We start from the raw sequence: 21,997 nt of genomic DNA, 5'->3' as shown, positions 1-21,997 counted from the left end.
TTTGCGAGGAGGAGCCTTCCAAGCACGCTCCAGGCAGTGCGTTCGAGCCGATCCGCGAACGCAGAGCCGTGAGCGCGCCCCGGGAGCCTATCCCGCTAAGGCTGCCTCTGGCTTCGCGGCAACAAGGGATCTACATTGGGCTCCTGCCCAAGGAGAGCCGCGATGACAGCCGCCCCTGGATCCAATGCCAAGTTCCGCTCGGCGCTGCCCCAACTGGATAGTGGCATGTTCATCACCGATGGCGGACTAGAAACAACGCTGGTCTTCTTGGAGGGTGTCGAGTTGTTCGCCTTCGCCGCCTTCCCGCTGGTGCTGACCGAGGAGGGACGCGGGCATCTGATCCGCTACTTCACTCCATACCTTGAGACGGCACGGCAGCATGGGACGGGGTTCATTCTGGACACGCCCACTTGGAGAGCGAACCGGGATTGGGGCCAGCAGCTTGGGTACGGGCCAGAAGATCTCGCCGCCGTCAACCGGAAGTCGGTCGAGTTCATCCGGGAGCTCAGGGATGCCGTCGCGGCCGGGCAGATCGTGCTGAACGGAGTGATCGGCCCGCGCGGTGACGGATACGCCATCGACACCAAGATGACCCCGGAGGAGGCGGCGGACTACCACGGGGAACAGATCGACGTTTTCTCCGGCACCGCCGCGGACATGGTAACGGCGGTCACCATGACCTACGCCGAGGAGGCAACGGGTATTGCGCTCGCCGCCCGACGCAGGAACATGCCGGTCGCGATCTCCTTCACGGTAGAGACAGACGGGCTGCTTCCTTCGGGCCAGAGCCTCGCGGATGCTATCGCGCAAACGGACGACGCCACGGAGCGGTACCCCGCCTACTACATGATCAACTGTGCCCATCCGCGGCACTTCGATCACGTTCTTGGTGCTGACGAGCCGTGGACGCGTCGCCTGCACGGCTTGCGGGCAAACGCCTCGACAAAAAGTCACGCCGAGCTTGACGCGGCGACGGAGCTCGACAGTGGAGACCCGGCAGCGCTTGGGCGCTATTATCGGGCCCTGATCGTCAAATTGCCGACGCTTCGGGTTCTGGGCGGGTGCTGCGGCACGGATCACCGACACATTCGGGCCATCTGCGAGGCGTGCGCGTGATAGTCGTTCCTCGGCAGCGACTGTCCCCAGATAGCGCGTAACCATGTTGCCGATCTGCGCGACCGACGCATCCGCACAGTGACCTACGTCTGCCAGGCCTGAGGCCCTCTTCCTTCCGCGGATGCTGAAATGCCTTGCCTTGCGCCCAGTCGGCGGTGGCCGAAGCTGGCGCGAAAACTTGGTCACAGATCGCGAGCAATGGAAGCCGATCCACTGCTCGCGCTAAGGCCTACTTCTTCTCCGCAAACCAGATTGTCGGCGCACCGACGACGCCAGCCTCGACCATTGCCGCCTTCAGATCCGGGGAGCTGACAAAAGCCCTCGCCGCTTCGAGCGAAGAGAACTCATGGGTCACGGTAACGTCGTTCGGGTTGTCGGCAGATTGATAAACCGCCTGAGCCGTCACTCCGGCTTTTGTCTGACCGGGTGCGAAGCTGTCGTAGAAAGCGCGCCATTTCGCAAAGTCGCCAACCGTGTGCCGAACGAATAGTGTTGCCACATGACCCTCCCGATTTTTGATCGTCGTCAACTTTAGACGCAAAATTATGCTATCATGTTGGTAAGGGCATTCACGCAAAATTTGCAGGCTTTTGGGGCGTAGACGCGGGCCTCGCAGTCCCGCTCAGGGTCAGGAGGTCGAATTCGGCTCCGTCCGCCTCGCGCTAGAAGCAGGCTCGTGCACCGAGCTGGGAAGCGAACCTAAAACCGCGCCGTGCTGGATGAGCAACGCTTCGAGCGCTAGGCGAGACGTCGCGCTCGTGACGTCGATGTAGCCTCCATGCAGAATGAACTGCAGTCAGATAGGACGGAGGATCCATGAGCCTTGGCGAGCGGCGGATTTTGGCCGTGCTTCACATGGACATCGCAGGATATTCAAGGCTGATGCGCGCTGACGAGCCCGCGACGCTGAGGATCCTGCGCGTCCTTCGGGATCTCGCCTTCAACTTGATCGCTCAACACGGTGGCGCGGTCGCAAACACGGCGGGCGACAGCATCCTGGCCGCATTTCCCACAGCAACTCGGGGCCTTGCCTGCGCCCTGCAGATCCAGGAGCGTGCGCGCGAGGTCAACGCGCAACTCGTCGAGGACCGTCGCGCGACTTTCAGGATGGGCCTGCACGCGGGTGAAGTGGAGGAGAGGGAAGGAGACCTTTTCGGTGATGCGGTCAACATCAGCGCGCGGATCCAGGCGACAGCCCACGAGGGCACCGTGCACCTCTCCTCGCTGGTGCATGACATGGTCCGCGTGGGATCTTCGGTCGAGTTCGAGGAGCTGGGAAGTCGGCACCTTAAGAACATTCCGGAGCCGGTGACGATCTTTCGGGCGGTCTCACGCACCGCCCCGGGGAACTCGCTCCCGAGCACGCACCGGGATCAGGAAATACACCTGGCCCGGCGCTTTTTTGACGTGGTGTACGACGCGATCCGACAGGCTGAGCAGGAGGTCGGACTAAATTTCCTGGAGGCGCCTGTCCTCGCGACATGCGAAGATCGACCTGGCATCTGTGAATCGGAGATCGCCCATTGGCTCGGCTTGCCCGAGGAAAGGGCAGGCCGACTGGTGCAAGAGCTCTTGGCTCGTGGACTTCTGGAGCACGATCGAAGCGCAGAGGGCGAAGGGCTTTCGCTGACGACGGCTGGCAGAGAAGCCCGATCGCGCCTGCGACCGCTCGCACAAGCCGCCCAGGACAGCGTGATGACATCACTCTCCGAGGATGAGCGTCGCCTATTGAGGTCACTGCTCGGGCGGGTCATTGCCGGGAACGACACCCTTCGGTCGTTCAGCTGAGCCTGAGCCATCCGTACGGCATTCTGCGTTCATCAGGTTGTGTGTTGAGCTTTGTCAAGTTCCCTGCGAGGTTCATGTCGCAGCGAAGGAGACACAGCCATGGTGCGGTGGACGATTATTCTCTCCCTGAGTGCGGCAGCTATCGCAGGCGCCGGGGCGGCAACCACCGCCCTTCGAGCCCAGACCACGGCTCCTTACTACGTTGTCATCGATGTCGCCGAAGCGCTCGATCCCGACGCCTACGTAAAGGCTGTCCAGGCCGTCGAACCCAACGCGACGCTTTCGGCCGGCGGAAAATTCCTCATCCGCACCAACAAGGCGAGCGCGCTGGACGGCGGCGATCCGCCCAGCCGGTTCGTCGTCATCGGGTTTGAGAACGAGCAAAAGGCCCGGAACTGGTACGCTTCGCCCGCCATCGCGGGCGTAAACGCCGTTCGGGCAAAGGTCATGAAGTCGCGAGCCTTCCTTGCCGAAGGCCTGCCGAACTGACCTTTGCCCTCTCCTGGTAAGCAAAAGGCACTCATGATCCCGTGGATTGGCGCACGACACCAAAGAGGAATGGCCGGGTCACGACCTGACCAGAGCAACTTCGATCCGCGTTCTTGGCAGGGGTAGCGCTCCAGTTCCGAAGGGCGCTCGGTTCCGACACAAACGTCCAATCACTATATCTCTCAGGGGGGAGTCACCATGATCAAGCGCCTACACTTATTTGTCTTCGCCGCGTGCGCTGGAGCGTTAGTCACGCCTGCTTTAGCGGACGATCACGCCGATGTCCGATCCAGCCTCGACAAGCTTTATCTCGCACTGTCGTCGCGCGACCTTGCGAGCATGGGCGACGTTTGGGCTCATGACGCGACCGTTCTGCTTGCGAACCCACGGGACAAGGTGCCCTCCGTCGGCTGGGACGCTGTTCGCGCCGATTGGCAGAACGTTTTCTCCTTCTGGAAAGAGGTCAAAATATCCATCACGGGTACGCCCGCGATCGTGGTGGACGGCGACAAGGCGTGGGTGATGTACAACAACCACGCCGACGGCATCACGGCCGAGGGCAAGGCGCTCTCGTTCAATGCTCTGACGACGGACGTCTTAAGAAAGCAGAATGGAACCTGGCTGGTGATCTCACATCATGCCTCGCGAGTTCCAGAGTAGACCTTATGAGCTATCTGGCGGGCGAGCCTTCCCCGACCTATCGGCGGCATACGTTGCTGCAGTAGTAGCCGTCGGACTCCGCAACCAGCCTTTGCCCCCGATATCTAATCGGCTTCGCGCAACTGACATTGTGGCAGAGCGGACCCTGAGATCGTCCGCTTTGAGTCAACTTTGGTCCCGGTGACGCCTACCAAGGCTTTCCAGCTAGCTTCCTCAGCGTCGCGGAACTCTGTACAGTTCGAGCTAGGTCTCTTGCAATTGGTCCAGCCCGATGGAGCGCAGGCTTTCCGCAATCGTCGCAGCGGATGTGGTTGGGTACTCGTCGCACATGGAGCGCGATGAGGCCGGGACCTTCCGGCGCCTCAGGGAGCGACGGCTGCAGCTCATTGAGCCGGAGATCGCCAGACACCACGGTCGCATCTTCAAGCTGATGGGCGACGGCCTGCTCGCCGAATTCGGCAGCGTGGTCGAGGCAGTCGAGTGTGCCGTTTCTCTGCAAAAGGGGATGGCCGAACGAAACGCCTCAATGCCCGAAGAAGAACGTTTTCTTCTCCGGATCGGAATCAATCTCGGCGAGGTCATCGTCGATGGTGAGGACAGATATGGCGAGGGTGTCAACGTTGCCGCTCGCCTGGAGCAACTCGCCGCACCTGGAGGGATCTGCGTTTCAGGCAAGGTTGCAAGGGAGGTCGAGAAGAGACTGTCCTTCGGCTTCGACTCGGCAGGGCAGCAGCAGGTCAAGAACATTGAGGAGCCGATCGATGTCTACCACGTCCGGATCGATGGCACGCAGCGTCGTCCCGTGCGGCGGCCCAAGAAGGCCGCATTTGGCTGGGTTTGGCTTGCAGTACCTCTGGCAATTGCGATCGCAGCAGTCGCCTGGTTCGTAGTCTCACCGCGTTTTCTTGCTCCGCCCCGCGTCGCCGGACCACTTCCGTCGATAGCGGTTCTGCCGTTCAAAGACCTTAGCCCCGACAAGAGCCTTGGCTATCTGGGGGAAGGCGTGGCCAACGACATCATAGGAATCCTCTCACGTTTCGCCGACATCGGCGTTGTTTCGCGCATGTCGTCCTTCGCCTTCAAGGACAGCGAAGCCGATGTCCGGAAGATCGGCACCGATCTCGGGGTGGGCTTCGTCCTGGAAGGCAGCGTCCGAAAAGAGGGCGACCGAGTGCGCATTACCGCGGAACTGATAGACGCCAAGACCGGTGCGAATGTTTGGGCGGAGCGCCTCGACAGATCGGGCACCGACCTGTGGTCCATTCAGGACGAGGTGACCGGCAAGATCGTCGGCGCCATGACGGGAGAATGGGGCGCGATCCGCAAGGCGGACTACACACAAGCGTGGGGCAAGGACGGCTCCAATCTTGCCGAGTACGACTACTACCTGAGGGCCGAAAGTGCCCTGAACCAGTACACCAAGGAGGGCATGCAGCAGGCCGCCATCATCGCCCGTCAAGGTCTGGAGGCCTATCCTGACTCTCCCCTGCTGACCGTCGAACTGGCTTGGGCGCGATGGCTGAATGCAGGCCTCTTTTTCAGCTCTGATCCTGCAGCCGACATTGCAGCCGCAGACGAGCTCGCCCAACGCGTGCTGTCCGCGAAAGCGATTAGTCCTCAGGTGGAGCGGTTGGCCCGGTGGCTTCGCGCTTGGACGCTGACACTCAAACATCAGCATGACGCTGCCGTCATCGAAATGAACAAGGCCATCGCACTCGCCCCGTTCAACGCATTCACCCTCACGGATGGCGGCAGCATCTTCATGCAGGCTGGGCAACCCCAAAAGGCCGTCGAGCTAGCAGATGCTGCAGCTGTGCGGGATCCAGGACTCGCCTGGTTCTTCAACTACGCGAAGGGTTTCGCGCTGATTGTTCTCGGCCAGAACGACAAAGCGGCAGAGCTGCTGAGAGGCACCGACTTCGCCGACGCCCCGCTCCTGCTTGCGATTGCCGAGGTCAGGCAGGGGCATGAGCAGCTGGCCAAAGCGGCCGTGGAAAAGATGCTGAAAGCGAATCCCGATGTAACGGTTCAGACCTGGAAGCAAGGGTACAGCTTCAGAGATCCGGCAGTTCTCGACGCGCTTGGCGCTGACCTTGGTCGTGCCGGCCTCGCGCCCGGCCCAACGAACTAGAGCACGGTTCGGCAGATCGTTTCTGGCCCACCTTCGGCCGAACCACTGCTCGTTCTTCAGATCATAAGAGCGGTCCCCCGGAAAGTCCGCTCAGGGTCAAAGCCTGACATCGCGTCGCTCGCTGACCGGACCATGAGAGCGAGACCATGGTCGTCATCGTTTGAGCCGGTCGGCTGGCACATTGTAGGACCTGAGTCACAGCCTGCTTAAAAATGATTGACATGGAAACCATCACCAACTAGTTTCCTAGGCAACGAAAGAGCGCCATGACCTCGGCATCGAAGCTGACTGATCACACCGGGTACTGGATGCGGATCGTTTCGAACGCCGTGTCTCATGAGTTCGCGCGCAAGGTCTCGGACGAAGGCGTCACCGTGGCGGAATGGGCGTTCATGCGAGCGCTGGCCGATACTCAACCGACGTCTCCGTCGGCTCTCTCGGAGACGATGGGAATGACCAAAGGCGCGATCAGCAAACTGGCCGAGAGGCTGGTGACCAAGGGACTGGTCATGCGGGACGGCAGCAAGGACGACAGGCGCGCTCACCACCTCTCCCTGACGCCGCCAGGTCAAGCCAAGATCCCGGTTCTGGCCTCCCTGGCCGACCAGAACGACGCAGAGTTCTTCGGCATCCTGACTAAGGACGAGCATGGCACGCTCGACCGGATCCTCAGACGTATCGTCGAGCGACGCGGGCTGAACACGATTCCGGTGGACTGACACACCCGCCCAGACCAACACCGAAACGGAAGGACCCGCCATGGACGCGGAACGGAGTTCCATTGCCGAGACCTGTATGCATGCCGCGCACGACGGATCCCTGAGCTTTCCGGAGATCGTCGGACGGCTGATCACCGCGGGATTTGAGGGTTACACGGTCGACTATCGCCGAAACACCCAGACCTACTACCTGCCAGACGGCGATGCCTCCATGATGGACATGCCACCCTCCGCCGGCACCGTCGCCGCATCGTTCGATGCAGCGGAGATCGAGCGCCTGGTCCGCTGGGCGCAGGCGAACCCTGCCGACTACAGCTACGTGGCCTTCAGCGCTAAGGCGAAGGCGGCCGGTTGCGCAGGCTACCTCGTCTCTTTCCTGGGCCGGCGCGTCGTCTATTTCGGCCGGAGCGCTGACACCCACGTCGAACACTTTCCTCGGTAGAGCGCTCGCCGAATTCAAACGCGCCTCTCCCATGACACCGGCCGATCTGATCAAAGCGGCCATCACATTCGATCCGGAGAAGACAATGATCATGCCGCCGTCGCCGGGATCTTGGACCATCTTACCGGTGCCCGCTTAGCTGCACAGGCGTCGTCGACGTATTCCGAGCGGTACTGCCGCACGAATTCGCACAGAGGGGAACTAAGGCGAACGATGAGAGAGGTCGGTGCTTGAGCGGCAAGGCTCCTTGCTTCGGGGAGCCCCAACCGAGGAGACCGTCATGAGAGCTCTCGTTTGGCACGGCAAAGAGGACATTCGCTGCGACACGGTGTCCGACCCCACGATCGAGGATCCTCGTGACGCGGTCATCAGAGTCACCAGCTGCGCGATTTGCGGCTCGGACCTCCACCTCTTCCACAATCTCGTTCCCGCGATGCTGCCCGGCGACATCATGGGCCACGAGACGATGGGCGAAGTCGTCGACGTCGGCAGCGCGGCCAAGGGCAAGCTGAAGACCGGCGATCGCGTCGTCATCCCCTTTACCATCCAATGCGGAGAGTGCGACCAGTGTCGACGGGGCAATTTCTCTGTCTGCCAGCGGACCAATCGAAAGGGTGAACTGGGCGACAAGGCGTTCGGACACAGGACTGCGGGACTGTTCGGGTACACACACTTGACCGGCGGCTACCCGGGCGGCCAAGCCGAGTACCTGAGGGTGCCTTTTGCGGACACCACGCATGTGAAGGTGCCCGACGGCATCGACGACGAGAAGCTCCTCTTCCTCTCGGACATCCTGCCGACCGGCTGGCAGGCGGCCGTCCAGGCTGACATCCAGCCGGGCGACACGGTCGCGGTCTGGGGCTGCGGTCCGGTGGGCCAGATGACGATCCGCTCCGCCATCCTGCTCGGCGCCGAGCAGGTGGTCGCCATCGATCATCTTCCCGAGCGGCTGTCCATGGCGGAGGCCGCCGGTGCCATCACCATTAACTTCGAGGAGGAGAGCGTCGTCGAGCGCCTGAACGAGCTGACGGGCGGCGAGGGGCCGCACAAGTGTATCGATGCGGTTGGAACCGAGAGCCACGTCAATCTCGGCCAGCCGGACACGATCCTGGATCGCGCCAAGCAGATGGTCATGCTGGAGAATGATCGGCCGCACGTCCTGCGCGAGATGATCTATGTCTGCCGGCCGGCGGGGGTGATCTCCATCATCGGGGTCTATCTCGGCCTCGTCGACAAGATCCCGATGGGGCAGGCGATGAACAAGGGCCTGACCTTCCGCATGGCGCAGGCGCATGTGCCCCGCTGGACGGAAGACCTGCTCCACCGCATCGAGGACGGGCAGATCGACCCGTCCTTCGTGATCACACACAAGGCCGACCTGTCCCAAGGTCCAGAGATGTACGCCAAGTTCCGCGACAAGGCGGATGGCTGCATCAAGGTCATGCTCCAGCCCTGATGAGGTCCGCCATGCTACTCACCAACCTCTCCAGCATCGCCCGCTCCCCAGGCGATCCCCGCGTCGAACGAACCGGCCCCAGTTCACTGAAGGGAGCCGACCAGCTGGCCCGGGCCCTGGGATGGTTCTCGGTCGCTCTCGGTATCGCGGAACTGGTCGCAGCAGGCCCGATGGCCCGCAGCCTGGGGCTCGATCACAAGGAGGGCCTGATCCGCGCCTATGGAGCCCGCGAACTCGCAAGCGCCGTCCCAACTCTGTCCTTCGACAAATCGGTCGGGCTCGGGGCCAGGATCGCGGGCGATGCCCTCGATCTCGCGACGCTCGCCTCGGCCCTGCACCCCGGCAATCCCAAGCGGGACAACGCGGCTTTGGCCACCGTGCTCGTGCTCGGCATCACCGTTCTGGACCTGATCGCCTACCAGGGCGTCAAGGTCGCGCATCGGCGCCAGCCAGGACGTGACAGGCTCTACTCCGACAGGTCGGGGTTGCCCCGGGGAGCGCAGGCGTCGCGCGGCCTTGCCCGCCAGGATTTCGACATTCCCCCGGACTATCGAGCACCCGGTACAGTCGCTGAAGGGCTGCGTGTTTTGACCTCCTGACCCGGCCAGCGACGGATGACGGTCGAGCAGGCCATCGGGACCGCACTGGTCGTGCTGTTCCTCGCCGACATCTTCCTGACCGTGCTCTATGCACGGGCCGGCACCGGATTGCTCGCACCGACCTGGAACCGGGCCATCTGGGCTCTCCTCCACGCCGCCGCCGCTCTCTTCGGCAGGCGCCGTGGTCATGTGCTTTCGCTCACCGGGCCGATCGTCGTGGTGATGCTGATCGCGTTCTGGTCCGTGGGGCTGACGGCCGGATCTGCGCTCGTCATCCGCCCCGAGCTAGGCGACGCGATCAGGCCGTCGAGCGGAAACACGCCGCACGATTTCGTCACTGCGCTCCTCGTCGCAGGCAATAGCCTGTCAATCGTGGGCGGCGGTGACTACTCCCCGCATACGACGGGAACCCGCCTGCTCTACCTCGTCAATTCCCTGATCGGCGCCTCGGTGTTGTCGCTCGTTCTCAGTTACCTCGTTCAGGTCTACTCCGCACTCCGCGAACGGAATGCCCTGGCACTCACGATCCATCTCATGACGGAGGGCAGCGGGGATGCGGCCGTGATGCTGGCAAGGCTGCTTCCCGGAGGGGACGACAGCAACGCCACCAGCGAGCTTGCCAGTCTCGCTCGGTCCCTGGCCGAGACGAAGGAAGCGCACCACTTCTATCCCTTGCTATTCTACTTCCGCTTCGACGAGCCAATCTACGCCGTGTCGCGGTTCAGCTTTGTCCTGCTCGACCTGACAACGCTCATTGAGGCCGCGCTCGATAAAAAGCGCTATGGATCACTCGCAAGCTCCGCACCTGTCGCGACCTTGCGCCAGGCCTCAGTTCTGCTGCTGGAAACGCTGGACCGGAACTTCCCTTCCGACAGCAATAGAACAAACGCCTCTGGCGGGACCGCCCGTGACGTCGACAGCTATGCCCAGGCCACCGCAACCCTTGCCAACGCCGGGATCTCGGTCTGCGCCAATGGCGAGGAGCGCTATGTAACCCTGCGCCGCGGCTGGGAACCTCTCGTGCACCGCATAGCTCCGGCGCTAGGATATGCGATGTCCGAGGTCGATCGGCGCGGTTGGGGCCAGAGGGCCTCAGAACATCCGTGACCCTCCGCGATCACCAAGCTTTCCGGCCACAAAGCGGTCCTGCACAATCGCTATCCCGACCCTGGGCAAACTTCACATATGCGCGAATAAGAGTCTGCATTGGGTCAACTTCGCCCTTCTGGAGGTCGCCAGGACCTGCCGTTGAGGATCGGCGGTCCAGGCAGGCTTGTCTCCAGAACGGGCGCGACGTCGCCTCTGGCAAGGCGGCACTTCAGCAGCTAATTTCCTTCCTGCCCCAAGGAGTGCCGCCATGTCAGCCGCCCCTTGACACATCGCCAATTTCCGCTCTGCCCTGCCCCAACTGGATGGTGACCTCTTCATCACCGATGGAGGGCTGGAAACCGCGCTGGTGTTCCTCGAGGGCATCGAACTGCCGGTGTTCGCGGCCTTTCCCCTGCTGCTGACCGATGAAGGCCGGGGTTATCTCCGTCGTTATTTCGCGCATATCTCGAAGCGGCTCGGCAGCATGGGAAGGGGTTCATCCTCGACACCCCCACGTGGAGGGCCAACCGGGATTGGGGCGCACAGATCGGCTACGGGCCGGTTGAGATTGCCGAGGTGAACCGTAAGTCCGTGGAGTTCATCCAAGAGTTGCGGGACGAGAGTCGCGCAGAGCGTGTCGTTTTGGACGGGGTCATTGGGCCGCGGGGTGATGGCTACGCCATTGATACGAAAATGAGCCCACAGGAGGCCGCCGACTATCACGACGAGCAGATCAGGGCGTTCTCCGCGACATCCGCGGACATGGTGACGGCCCTCACGATGACCTATGCCGAGGAGGCCACGGGGATCGCCCTCGCAGCCCGGAGCCGTGGCATGCCTGTCGCGATTTCGTTCACGGTGGAAACGGACGGTCGGCTTCCTTCAGGGCAGAACTTGGCGGACGCGATCGCGCAAACCGACGATGCGACGGGCGGGTGCCCCGCCTACTACATGGTCAACTGCGCTCACCCCCAGCACTTCAGCCATCTGCTCGACGACGATGCACCCTGGACGCGTCGCCTCGGCGGGCTGCGGGCCAACGGTTCGACGAAGAGCCACGCCGAACTCGATGCGGCAACGGAACTCGACAGCGGGGACCCGGTGGCGCTTGGACGTGATTATCGCGCCCTGACCGCCCGCCTGCCAACGCTGCGGGTCCTTGGTGGCTGCTGCGGTACCGATCACCGCCATATCAGGGCGATCTGCGAGGCGTGCGCCTAGGGGCGCACCAGCCGTTCGTCGGGAAGGTCGCCGGCGATGGCGGCCTCGCTCCCTCCGCCCTCGTTCCGTTTAGGTATTGGAGTGCTCGGGCAGGCCTGCTGACCTGAGCGCGTCAAAGTATCGCGCGACGAACTCTTCGTCCCGGTAGGGAACACGTCTCCTGGCAAGATCCATGCTCATTCTCGGCGAGATCGCCAGCATGTCGCGAATTGCTCTGTGGGCATCATTAATTCTTCCAAGCAATGCAAGGCTGGCAGCCATCACTCTCAGAGCAGCGGTTCCGCGCGGAGCTTCTTCAAGGGCGGTCTGGCAGGAGCGCAAGGCGGCTTCGTAGTCCCTCAGCATGAAGTGGGCGACCCCCAGCCCTGTGTGGGCAAAGGCAATGCCGGAATCCCGCGGACCCAATTGAATGGATCTCTTCAGGTGGTCCTTCCCGGTTTGGGTGTCTCCAGCAAACAGTCTGACCCACCCACTGACCCGCCAGGTTTGGGCCGAGTAGCTGTTCAGGGACAGAGCTCGATCGAGAGCCGCCGTCGCGGCGTCCCAATCGCGGGCGAGGTAAGCCAAGGCCTGGCCCGCGAGCGTCAGGGCTCTGATGTCGTCGCGACCCTCGGAAATTGCCTCCCGGGCAAATCGGATCGCCTCGTCGAACTCGCCGGGAGTACAGTCCCGCGTGCCCTGGTTGTCCATTTCATGGATGCAAATGGACGCAAAGGCCTTTGCCGTCGCGAACTTTGGGTCAAGTCCAATGGCTTGCTTCAGCAGGTCGAGACAAGTGAGCAGACCGGCAGGGGTCAGGCTGTAGTAGAACGGAAGCGAGCGGAGATAGAGATCGTACGCACGAAGGTCGGATGGTCTCTTTCTGCTCGCCCTTTGGATCTCTGCAACTTCGAGTCGTGGGGCTATCGATCCAACAACTCGCTGGGTGATCGCATCTTGCAACTCAAAAACGTCATCGAGACTGCCATCGAACCGGTCGCCGAATAATACCGTTCCGCTCTGCGTATCCACAAGCTGAACAGACAGCCTGATCCTGTCTCTTGAACTGCGAACGGAGCCTTCGACAATATACCTTGCGCCAAGATCGCGCCCCATCTGCTTTACGTCGCTGAGCCTGCCCTTCATCGAGAAACTCGAATTCCGGGCAGCGACCTGAAATTGGGGAAACCTGGACAACGAGACAATCAGTTCATCGGCGATCCCGTCGGAAAAGTACTCTTGCTCGCGGTCCCCGCTGACGTTCTGAAAAGGAATGACCGCGATCGTGGGGGCATCGACATTCGCCGGCGCAGTATCGGTCGTCCGTTGCGGCTTCTGTCCCTCGAGTCGAGGCGCGACTTGGTAGGCACGAATTGGTCTCGCGATGTTTTTCAGTTGGCGTTCTCCCACGTCGATGAAATCAGCCCGCACCCGCCCAAGGACATGTTCATGGGCCGAGCCAGAAATCAGGACGCCGCCGGGTTCGCAGAGTGCTTCAAGCCGTGCCGCGACGTTGATTCCATCACCGATCAGATCATCCCCATCGACCAAGACGTCGCCCAGATGGATGCCAATCCGATAGAGGATCGGCTTTGTTGGGACGACCTGCGCCCTCCCGGCCAGAAGCTCCTGGATCGCGATGGCGCACTCGACGGCATCCACGATGGACTGGAACTCCGACAGCGCGCCGTCGCCCATCGTCTTGAAAATCCGACCCCTGCGTCCGGCTACCAAGGGTCGAATGGAGTCGAGGTGTTCGCGAACCGCGCGCGCCGTTCCGGCCTCGTCCTCGCCCATCAGGAGCGAATAGCCGACAACATCGATGGCCATGATCGCAGCGAGCTTTCGCGTGTCCGCCATGACCGCTCCAGTGCTGGATACGTAACGCGTTCTGGCACACGCGCCGGGGCAGCCAAGACTAGCACAGGCTCGAACATGTTGGATGGGCACGAAACCCTTCTCACTTATCCGGCCGGAGACCGGACCATCTCAGAGTGCGCCTTGGGTGAGGACGTCACGTTTCGCAGTCCCGTGCGGTTGCCCCCGCCAGGGGGCCTTTTCCGCACGGAACTGCGCGCCGATTTTCTAGGGTCGGTGAAACGCTCGCCCGGAGGCACCGACGAAAGGGTGGGGCCGCCAGTTATCCTCACCAGAATGGCGCTTGATACGTTCCGGGTTGAGTGCTTCTGGGTTCAGGCACGAGCCTCCAGCACCATGTTGAAGGGTGTACTCGTCGCCAATCGAACGTTCTGGAAGCCCCCTTCGGCCAGCACCTCTCTCAGCTTCGCCTCTCCGGCCTGGGCGCCCAGCGCCGTCCCGACCTCCTGCGCCAGCGACGCTGGCGTGCAGATCATGGTGGAAGCGCCGTAGTAGAGCCGGCCGACGGGATTGAAGTTGTCCTCGGTCCGGTTCTGGGCCATCGGCTCGACGATCATCCACGTGCCGCCGGGCGCCAGGCTCTCGCGGACGTGCGCGGCGGCACCGGCGGGGTCGCCCATGTCGTGCAGGCAATCGAAGAACGTCACGAGGTCGTATCCCGCCCCCGGATACTCCTTGGCCGAAGCGACCTCGAACGTGACCCGGTCCGAAACGCCGGCCCGCTCGGCTGCTGCGCGCGCGTGCTGGACCGAGGCAGGATGGTAGTCGAAGCCCGTGAAGGTGGAGCGGGGAAAGGCCCGTGCCATCACGATGGTCGACGCGCCATGGCCGCAACCAACATCGGCAACCCGGGCGCCCGCCGTGAGCTTGTCCACCACGCCATCGAGCGCCGGGAGCCATTCGGGCACGAGGTGGTGATTGTAGCTCGTACGGAAGAAGCGCTCCGTGCCGGAGAAAAGGCACTGATTGTGCTCGTGCCAGCCCATTCCCTTTCCGGAACGGAAGGCAGTCTCGATCTTGGGCGCGGCGAGATACATGGCGGCGATCGCCTCGACGAAGCCGGCGAGGAAGACGGGGCTGTCCTCGTTGGCGAAGACCATCGCCTGTTCCGGCTCGATGCCGTAGGTCCGTTTCGCGGCGTCGTAGGTCAGGTAGCCGCTGGAGCCCATGGCCGCCAGCCACTCCCGGACCATCCTCTCGTTCGTTCCAGTCCGCCGGGACAGGTCCCACGAGGTTGCCGGCCCTTCCTCGGCAAGCGACCGGAACAGTCCCAGGTGGTCGCCGACGAGAATGAGCGACGCGGAGACGGCGCCGCCGAGGTCATCGAGCATGCGCCCCATGAACGCGTTGAGCTTGGCTTCGTCGGGCAAGGTTGGCTGAGCGAGTTGGGCGGACATGGCGAACTCTCCCTGTTGGAGGTTGCAGTCGCAGGGCGGGCGAAGCAAAACGGCTCGGCCCACGCCTCACTGTTTACCTTGTAGTGGCGCGCGGCTGTGCCGATGCGCACACCTGCACCCGCGGAACGCCTCCTGCGCGATAGCTGCGCCAGAGTACCTCGCTCGTGCGTCTATGCCGCACACAGGGGCAACCTGTTCCGAAACCGCAGCGGACGACTGGATAGTCTTTTTCGGGTCATGAGTTCGCGCTGGGCAGGAAAATGCGCGCGAGGGGGATGTCGAACTGATCGCGTCGGAAGTCTTCGTGGCGACTGCCGAGGTTCTCGCTTATTTGCCGCACGCTAACGTGCGCCCTTCGGCGCCTACGTGCCGAAGAACAAGACGACACTGTTTAGGTCCGCTTCCGGTCATGAACTCGCATTCTACAGCTCCGCCTAGCGCGCGGAGCGGCTCAGGCGTGGGCGCTGCGGTTGAGGAAGGGCGTGTTCCCGCTCCTAGTCTCTCAAGCCCAATGCCTTCAACGTGGATGTCACGAAATTCAGTCTCGCGGGATCGCGATACCGTTCTGAGCGGCGCAGGTGCCCGAGCCCGAACGATGGAACCACTGACGCAAGGTGCTCCGTAGTTCGAAGCGCTTCAGCATCCCGGCCGAGAGACTTCTGGATCACGGCCTCGTAGGCCAGTCCGTGTGGATCGTTGCGCTGGAGTTGGTTGTGGCGCCGGGCATGGTCCGCGGCGCTGTCGAGCCGACCCTGCCATAGGTCCCCAATCGCAAGCATGTAGTAGATCGCGGACTCGGGATAGGGACTGAGGCGCATGGCTTCTTGCAACGCGATCCGGCTTTCCCGGATGTCGCCGCCATAGACGTGGACGAGCCCCAAGATCGTATGTGCTCGGGCATCGGTAGGCCAAAGGCGGCTCGCCATCGCGGCGTGATCGATGGCTTCGTCGTACTTCCCGCCCATCATTGCTAGCAGGGCCTTGAGCGTAAACGCGGCCGGCAGGTCCGGGTCGAGGCGTTCGATGGTGTCCGACTGCCGACGGGCAGCTGCCAGCGTTTCCTCAAGGTCGGCCGAGACAATATAGCGAGCGCGCCAGTAATAGCAGATTCCGAGGTCGACGATCGCAGCCGTGTAGCCGGGATCCAGGGCGATGGCCTCAAGCAGGAGCCTCTCCGCGTTAGCGTTATCGGCGGCCGTGTAGCGGTTGAACGCCGCCCGTGCACGGACCGCTGCCTGCCAGGCATTCACGTTCTTCGTTTGGCCGTGCCAGAGGCGGGCCGCATCGCCGAACGTCAGTTCCACCTGGATCGACACCGCAACTTTTCGGGCAACCTCATCCTGGAAAGCAAAGATATCGCTCAGATCACCGTCGAAGCGCTCCGACCAGACCTGCTCGCCGCTGGCCGTTCGCAGGAGGCGGGCACTGACACGCAGTATCGATCCCGCTCGCCTCAGGCTACCTTCGAGACGATACTCGGCGATCTCATCGTTGGAGGGCCTGTCGTCACGCTCCCGTTCGGGGACCGAAGGCTTCGGGCGGGACAGCACCACGAGTTCACTCACGCGCGACAGGGAATCGCAAATATCGTCCGTGAGGCCCCGCACGAGGTGTTCGTGTCCAGCCTCACCTGTCAGGTCTGAAAACGGAAGCACGGCAACCGTGGGCCGGGTGTCCTTCGGCTTTTCCTCCGGACCGGCGACGCTCGGTCTGACCATCGCGCCGGAACGCCGGCTCGCCCTGATCTCGCGAGCGAGATCCTGCGTCTCGCCTTCGGGAGCGACGCCCAGGTTCTGCGCGAGGTCCGCTTTCAAACGCTCGAAGTTGGCGAGCGCGGCATCCGGCCTGCCCATCTGTGCCAGCAGCCGCATCACGTCGCGCTGGACCTGCTCCTGAAACGGATCCAGCGCGATCGACTTCGACCCGAGCGCCAACGCTGCCTCGAAGTTCCGGGCGCGCATGCGGTCGGCCATTCTCTCGCCAAAGGTCTTCCGCAGGACGCCCCTCAGTCTCGTACGTTCCGCGCTGAGCCACTGCTCGAAGGACGGCTCGTCGAGCGAGAAGCCCTCGAGGAACTCGCCGCAGGCAAGGAGTTGCTCGTCGGATGCCCCGGACGTTCCGGATGCCTTCAGCCAATCCAGATCGACAGAGGCTTCGCCCGAGCGCCAGCGAACGACATCTTTGCTGGCGTCTAGACTCTCACCCAAGTCACCGAGGACTGACCGCAGTTCTGCCAAGGCTTGCCTGAAGCTGGCGCGGGCTTGCGCTTCCGCCCTCCCTCCCCAGAGCCATTCCGCAACAGTCGACCGGGCAATGCCAGATTCGCCCCTCGCGATGGCAATCGCCAACAAGGCGCGCGCCTTGCGGGACGTAAGCTCGACTGCCCGCCCGTCGCGCATCACGGAGAATGGGCCGAGAAGACGGATCGTGAGATGAGATGGCCTGCGATCGTCGGAGCGTGAATGCAGATTTTGCGGGTTCATCACGCACGACCGACGGTTGAGCTGACGGAGGTCGGACAGTCTCCCTTCACCAGATGAAGGAGGCAAGCATGCACGACCTCAACACGCTCTCGACGTGGGTCGCCATCAGGGCAAAAAGCGAGTTCCCCGCGACGCCTGTCCATTCGGTCGGTGGCTTCCGGCTGTTTGCCGCAGGCACCTCGATTCGCAGTCAAGCACTTTGCTGGCTGATCGGCTTTTGGGGACGGCCACCATCCGAGTTGTCGGCCGCGCCGTTCTCCGGTCCGCGGCCGTGGAACCAGGCCGCTCAAGTGGCCGATCGTGCCTCCAAGCTGTCGTGAGAGGTGCGCCATGGGCCTCGGAGCGCTTCTTCCCGCCTTCCTGACCGGCCTTGCATTCGGCGCCGTGTCGCTCATGTCCATCGGTCCCAATAACGTGCTGTTGCTGCGCGAGGGACTCAGCGGAAGCCGACCGGGGCTGGTCGCAGGCGTAATGTGGTTGAGCTACGCGTGCCTTCTCGGCACGGCTATTTTTGCCGGCGATAGGGTAAGTCCGCTGGTGGACGGAGTTGCACCGCTGTTGGGATGGGGCGGGGCCATGGTCCTCGCCACGATGGGCGTGGTTACTCTCCGGTCATCGACTAGCCCAACGATGTATCTTTCAAATAAGACGGGGGCTCGTGAAACCATGTTCTCGGCCGCGCAGCGCGTCGTTCGCGTGGTTTGGCTCAATCCGCTGACCTATCTCGAATTGCTCGCTGTTCCCGCGGCACTCGCCCTCCCGATCGATGGACTTGCGCAGCGGAGCGCCCTTTTTGCGGGTCTGCTGCTTGTGTTCGCGCTGAACTGCTTCGGCTTCTCATTTGGCGCCACGATGCTGTCGCCGATAGTCTCTCGACCCGGCTATTTGCGCCTGTTCGACCGGGCTTCGGGCGCCATCTTGATCGGCCTCGCTATCGTCGTGGCTGCCCACGCTGCACAGCCGCGGCCCATTCAGGCGGTGAAGTTGCACATGGCCCTAGATTGATGGACGCAAGCAGACGTCGCTAAGGGCCGCTCAGGGTCATCAGCACGCGTTCGGGCAGGTCCGCCTCGCGCCATCTCCAGACGCTCGCCCTAGGGTCCGGACTCAATTGGCCCAGTATGCGCATGTGGCGGCGATGAGCGCGCCGGCGAGGTAGTTGCGGGCGAGTTTGTCGTAGCGCGTGGCGATCCTCCGGAAGTCCTTGAGGCGGCACCACATGCGCTCGACACGATTGCGGTCTTTGTAGGCGAGGACGTCGTAGGAGATCGGGGCGCGACGGGACGTTGTGGAGGGGATGACGGCTTCGGTGCCTTGCGCGGCCAACAGCTTCCGCAGGTGATCAGCGTCGTAGCTTTTGTCTGCCAGCAGGCGACGGATCGGCCCTGCTGCGCGCACCAGGGTCGCAGCCAGGGTGATGTCGTTGGTGTTGCCGGCGCTGAGCAGCAGCATGCGAGGCCGGCCTTGATCGTCGACCAGGCCGTGCAGCTTCGTCGTGCGCCCGCCTCGCGAGCGGCCTACGCCTTGCTCGAAATCCCCCCTTTTCCGCCCGATGCCGAGCGGTGAGCTTTCACATGGGTCGCATCGATCGAGGCTGACGAGTAGATGCCCGTGTGCCCCGTGAGAGCATAGAAGATCTCGTGCCAGATCCCCTGACGGCTCCAGCGGTTGAAGCGATTGTAGACTGTCGTGTACGGCCCGAATTCCGGCGGACAGTCGCGCCAGCGCGCACCACACTTGAGCATTTGGACGATCCCGGAAATCACCCCACGGTCGTCCACACGATGCGCACCCTTGCGCCCACGCGGCAGAAGCGGCTCGATCCGAGCCCACTCCTCATCATTCAGCCACCGAACCTGCTTCGCCATGGCAAGGCTCCTTTCCAGAAGCCTTGAATCAGCATCGCCGCAGAGTCGCTAGACCTTATTGGGTACGGACCCTAGGGCGCAAAGTGGACGCTGATCTCAAGCTGTTCTGTAGAAGAGAGCGTTTGGGGCAAACTCAGGAGACGAGCCGCTCTCGCCTCGTCCTAGTGAAACGCGCTTAGAGCACCAAAGAACCTGGCGCGACGCCATCCATCGCACCTTCAGGACAGGTCGGACCCAAACACTTGCTGGTTCGTTGCCTCAGGTGGACGCGGATCAGTTTGATGACGGCTTCGCGGTTTCGCCAAGCACGAAGGACACGCCAGTGACTTTGAACTTCGTTCGCCGCGGAGAAGGTCGCCGCCTTCTCCTGGTCCATGGCCTGGGTGGCACGTGGCGGTCCTGGAGCACGATCCTTCCGGCTTTGTCGAAGGCGCGCGAGGTGACCGCGATCGATCTGCCGGGGCATGGCGAAAGTCCGGCGGCGGCAGACAGCGGCACCTTCGCCGGCCTTGCCGACAGTGTGGAGCGCTTCATATTCGACCAGGGGCTGGACGGCGTCGACATCGTGGGCAGCTCGCTCGGGGCGCGGATCGTCCTGGAGATGGCACGCCGCGGCAGGGTCGGTGCCACTGTCGCGTTGGACCCTGGCGGGTTCTGGAGAAGCTGGGAGCGCACCTACTTCCGGACGACGCTCGGTGCGTCGATCCGCCTTGTCCGAGGACTGCGTCCGGCGCTGCCGACGCTCGCAGGCTCTACGGTGATGCGCAGCGCACTTTTGGCGCAGCTCTCAGCAAGACCTTGGCGCCTCGATGCGGAAGTTGTTGCGACGGAACTGCAAAGCTTTGCCAGCACCAAGACCTTCGATGCCCTTGTGCGCGATCTTGCGACAGGGCCCGAGCAAAAGGGACCGGCGGCCGATCCCACCCGTCGTCTCGCAATCGGCTGGGGCCGCCAGGACCGGCTTTGCCTGCCGCGACAGGCCGCTCGCGCTCAGGAGGCATTCCCATCCGCCAGGCTCCAGTGGTTCTCCAAGTGCGGTCATTTCCCGATGTGGGACCGCCCGGACGAGACGGTGCGACTCATCCTTGAGACGACAGGCGCCGACTAAGGTTGTCTTTCGCAACCAATTCCACTTAAAGCCAGCGCATCTTCTGCACCGGCAGGCGCACATCGCGCCCAACTGCAGCGCAAGGCCCTGCAGGCACCCCTCCCCCTGCAAGTGCCACGCTGGCGCGATCAGCTGATCCTCTCGGGCATGACGGCCCCCACGGTACACAACGCCCGGATCGCAGCGCTTGCGCTTGCGGTGGGACGAACGCCGAGTGAATCGCGAACGCTCCGTGGCTATGACGGTCGTCGTGCGCGACGCCCCGGGCGAGGTATTGGCCAAGGCAGGATGCTGAAGCGCCACGGGAAGTGAATGGGACTTCTCCTGTCCTTTCCCGGGGCATTCATTAGCAGACCTATCAAGTGCCCGCTTAGGGTCAATTTTGCCCTTTTGGACGGCGCCACTTTCGGACCTTCAGAACATGCAGGTCTACGCCGTTCGTACTGCGTGAGACAGTTCGGCACCAGCGGGACACAGCCCCCTTTCAACCGGCTATCCGTAGTCCGCCGAATCGGCCGATGTCCGCCTTGATCTCGGCAACCAGAGCATCAAGCACCGGATTGCGTGTATTCCGGGCCCGTCGCACGACGTAAGCGATACCAGGCGGATCGGGCAGTCCCTCCTCGATCACCTCGATATCCTGGGTCACGTGACGGTTGTTGAGGAGGGCAATTCCGAGCCCGGCCGCCACACCGGTCACAATGCCCACCGCGCTGGAGCATTCGAAGACAGTTTCCAGAACGAGCCCGTCATCCTGCGCGACGTCATAGGCCCAACGGCGATAAAAGCAGTCTTCGGAGAAAGACAGGAACGGCAGAGGGCCGCTGGCGGGCAACGCCCAATCGGGCGACTTGACCCAACGGAGGCTCTCGCGAAACAGGACCAAATCGGAGGGACGGACGTCGTGGGCGAAGACGAGCAGGATCGCCGCGTCCAGTTCGCCCGCCAGCAGCAGGTCCTGAAGCGCTAGGCTCATCCTCACGCGCGTCCTGACGGTCACATTCGGGTGCAAGTGGTGGAAGCGTCCGAGGATTCGGGCGAGTTCGGAGCACGTGGTGTCCTCGGTCAGGCCGAGCGCGATCCGTCCTGTGATGCTGGTGCGGGTGAGGCTCAACACGGCCTCGTCGTGCAGACCGAGTATCCGCTGCGCGTAACCGAGCAATTCGTCACCGGCCGGCGTGAAGTTGGGTCCGTTCGGGCGGCGGGCGAGTAGGTCGCAACCGAGGCTCGCTTCGAGTCTGCGGATCTTGTGGCTCACGGCGGACTGAGACATTCCGAGCGCCGTGGCGGCCCGCGTCACCCCGCCCTGCTCCCGGACCGCCCAGAGCGTGCGAAGCGCATCAATCTCAAGGCGCCGTGTCGCAACGCCCGCCATTGCCGGGTCTCCCGTTCCACGGTGATCGGACTCTCATCTCTCCTCTATGACGTATTCCGTTGATCTGTCATTGCGCAATCGAAATTTGTCATGAGGTCGCCGACCCCCGCTGAACTAGACACCGCGTCATGGACGCCCCGTCTTCCACACCGCTGAGCCGGTCGGTCACGACAAAGGCCGAGACTGTCCCGACTGCTCT

Annotated in this window: 19 protein-coding genes and 1 pseudogene; 14 read left to right on the top strand and 6 right to left on the bottom strand. The window is 62.9% G+C overall.

Translation table 11 applies throughout. The annotated features are described in order from the left end of the window. The first annotated feature begins 162 nt into the window (after positions 1 to 162). Positions 163 to 1,116 carry a homocysteine S-methyltransferase family protein gene (locus tag AC5JCN_RS21730; RefSeq protein WP_495757176.1) on the top strand — a complete coding sequence of 318 codons (954 nt, stop codon included), beginning with the start codon at positions 163 to 165 and terminating at the stop codon, positions 1,114 to 1,116. Positions 1,117 to 1,345: 229 nt separating this feature from the next. Here the strand turns inward: AC5JCN_RS21730 and AC5JCN_RS21725 are convergent, their stop codons facing one another. Beyond that, positions 1,346 to 1,615 carry an antibiotic biosynthesis monooxygenase gene (locus AC5JCN_RS21725; protein WP_495757175.1) on the bottom strand — a complete coding sequence of 90 codons (270 nt, stop codon included), beginning with the start codon at positions 1,613 to 1,615 and terminating at the stop codon, positions 1,346 to 1,348. Between the two features lie 317 nt (positions 1,616 to 1,932). On the opposite strand from AC5JCN_RS21725, the gene AC5JCN_RS21720 reads away from it, so the two are divergent. The 10 genes and pseudogenes from AC5JCN_RS21720 to AC5JCN_RS21675 all read left to right on the top strand — a co-directional run bounded on the left by AC5JCN_RS21720 (position 1,933) and on the right by AC5JCN_RS21675 (position 11,710). Then, positions 1,933 to 2,904, top strand: coding sequence for an adenylate/guanylate cyclase domain-containing protein (locus AC5JCN_RS21720; RefSeq protein WP_495757174.1), 972 nt, complete (start codon positions 1,933 to 1,935; stop codon positions 2,902 to 2,904). A 99-nt stretch (positions 2,905 to 3,003) separates the two neighbouring features. Then, positions 3,004 to 3,393 (top strand): DUF1330 domain-containing protein, encoded by a 390-nt coding sequence (locus tag AC5JCN_RS21715; RefSeq protein WP_495757173.1) that lies wholly within the window; start codon positions 3,004 to 3,006, stop codon positions 3,391 to 3,393. Between the two features lie 198 nt (positions 3,394 to 3,591). Further along, complete coding sequence (locus AC5JCN_RS21710) at positions 3,592 to 4,053, top strand: YybH family protein (RefSeq protein ID WP_495757172.1); 462 nt, start codon at positions 3,592 to 3,594, stop codon at positions 4,051 to 4,053. Between the two features lie 271 nt (positions 4,054 to 4,324). Further along, positions 4,325 to 6,184: an adenylate/guanylate cyclase domain-containing protein gene (locus AC5JCN_RS21705; RefSeq protein WP_495757171.1), complete on the top strand. Its 1,860-nt coding sequence runs from the start codon at positions 4,325 to 4,327 to the stop codon at positions 6,182 to 6,184. Positions 6,185 to 6,450: 266 nt separating this feature from the next. Continuing rightward, a complete protein-coding gene (locus AC5JCN_RS21700; protein WP_495757170.1) occupies positions 6,451 to 6,903 on the top strand; it encodes a MarR family winged helix-turn-helix transcriptional regulator in 453 nt (150 codons plus the stop codon). A 40-nt stretch (positions 6,904 to 6,943) separates the two neighbouring features. Next, the gene (locus tag AC5JCN_RS21695) at positions 6,944 to 7,345 is read left to right on the top strand and encodes a DUF1398 domain-containing protein (RefSeq protein ID WP_495757169.1); all 402 of its coding nucleotides are present in this window, start codon (positions 6,944 to 6,946) and stop codon (positions 7,343 to 7,345) included. A gap of 280 nt (positions 7,346 to 7,625) precedes the next feature. Then, positions 7,626 to 8,801: a zinc-dependent alcohol dehydrogenase gene (locus tag AC5JCN_RS21690; RefSeq protein ID WP_495757168.1), complete on the top strand. Its 1,176-nt coding sequence runs from the start codon at positions 7,626 to 7,628 to the stop codon at positions 8,799 to 8,801. An 11-nt stretch (positions 8,802 to 8,812) separates the two neighbouring features. Next, positions 8,813 to 9,400: a hypothetical protein gene (locus AC5JCN_RS21685; RefSeq protein ID WP_495757167.1), complete on the top strand. Its 588-nt coding sequence runs from the start codon at positions 8,813 to 8,815 to the stop codon at positions 9,398 to 9,400. A 15-nt stretch (positions 9,401 to 9,415) separates the two neighbouring features. Then, positions 9,416 to 10,507 carry an ion channel gene (locus AC5JCN_RS21680; protein WP_495757166.1) on the top strand — a complete coding sequence of 364 codons (1,092 nt, stop codon included), beginning with the start codon at positions 9,416 to 9,418 and terminating at the stop codon, positions 10,505 to 10,507. Between the two features lie 271 nt (positions 10,508 to 10,778). After that, a pseudogene (locus AC5JCN_RS21675) lies at positions 10,779 to 11,710 on the top strand (homocysteine S-methyltransferase family protein). A 69-nt stretch (positions 11,711 to 11,779) separates the two neighbouring features. Here AC5JCN_RS21675 and AC5JCN_RS21670 read toward each other — a convergent pair. The 3 genes from AC5JCN_RS21670 to AC5JCN_RS21660 form a co-directional block, all read right to left on the bottom strand. After that, positions 11,780 to 13,549 (bottom strand): adenylate/guanylate cyclase domain-containing protein, encoded by a 1,770-nt coding sequence (locus AC5JCN_RS21670; protein WP_495757165.1) that lies wholly within the window; start codon positions 13,547 to 13,549, stop codon positions 11,780 to 11,782. Between the two features lie 332 nt (positions 13,550 to 13,881). Continuing rightward, positions 13,882 to 14,964: a class I SAM-dependent methyltransferase gene (locus AC5JCN_RS21665; protein ID WP_495757164.1), complete on the bottom strand. Its 1,083-nt coding sequence runs from the start codon at positions 14,962 to 14,964 to the stop codon at positions 13,882 to 13,884. Positions 14,965 to 15,458: 494 nt separating this feature from the next. Continuing rightward, positions 15,459 to 17,447, bottom strand: coding sequence for a BTAD domain-containing putative transcriptional regulator (locus AC5JCN_RS21660; protein WP_495757163.1), 1,989 nt, complete (start codon positions 17,445 to 17,447; stop codon positions 15,459 to 15,461). Between the two features lie 68 nt (positions 17,448 to 17,515). Here AC5JCN_RS21660 and AC5JCN_RS21655 point away from each other — a divergent pair, with 68 nt between their 5' ends. Next, complete coding sequence (locus AC5JCN_RS21655) at positions 17,516 to 17,767, top strand: hypothetical protein (protein ID WP_495757162.1); 252 nt, start codon at positions 17,516 to 17,518, stop codon at positions 17,765 to 17,767. Between the two features lie 10 nt (positions 17,768 to 17,777). Continuing rightward, on the top strand, positions 17,778 to 18,452 hold the full coding sequence (locus AC5JCN_RS21650; RefSeq protein WP_495757161.1) for a LysE family transporter: 675 nt from the start codon (positions 17,778 to 17,780) through the stop codon (positions 18,450 to 18,452). 102 nt (positions 18,453 to 18,554) lie between these two features. Here AC5JCN_RS21650 and AC5JCN_RS21645 read toward each other — a convergent pair. Then, positions 18,555 to 19,315, bottom strand: a protein-coding gene (locus tag AC5JCN_RS21645; RefSeq protein ID WP_495757160.1) for an IS5 family transposase whose coding sequence is annotated in 2 segments (ribosomal slippage) — positions 18,555 to 18,986 and positions 18,989 to 19,315 — 759 coding nt in all. Because the reading frame shifts where the segments join, the coding sequence is not laid out codon by codon here. Between the two features lie 322 nt (positions 19,316 to 19,637). On the opposite strand from AC5JCN_RS21645, the gene AC5JCN_RS21640 reads away from it, so the two are divergent. Further along, positions 19,638 to 20,423 carry an alpha/beta fold hydrolase gene (locus AC5JCN_RS21640; protein ID WP_495757159.1) on the top strand — a complete coding sequence of 262 codons (786 nt, stop codon included), beginning with the start codon at positions 19,638 to 19,640 and terminating at the stop codon, positions 20,421 to 20,423. Positions 20,424 to 20,907: 484 nt separating this feature from the next. Here the strand turns inward: AC5JCN_RS21640 and AC5JCN_RS21635 are convergent, their stop codons facing one another. Beyond that, on the bottom strand, positions 20,908 to 21,798 hold the full coding sequence (locus tag AC5JCN_RS21635; RefSeq protein WP_495757158.1) for a LysR family transcriptional regulator: 891 nt from the start codon (positions 21,796 to 21,798) through the stop codon (positions 20,908 to 20,910). Between the last annotated feature and the right edge of the window lie 199 nt (positions 21,799 to 21,997).

The organism is Alsobacter sp., from assembly GCF_059501845.1.
This window is presented reverse-complemented; position numbering and strand designations above follow the sequence as displayed.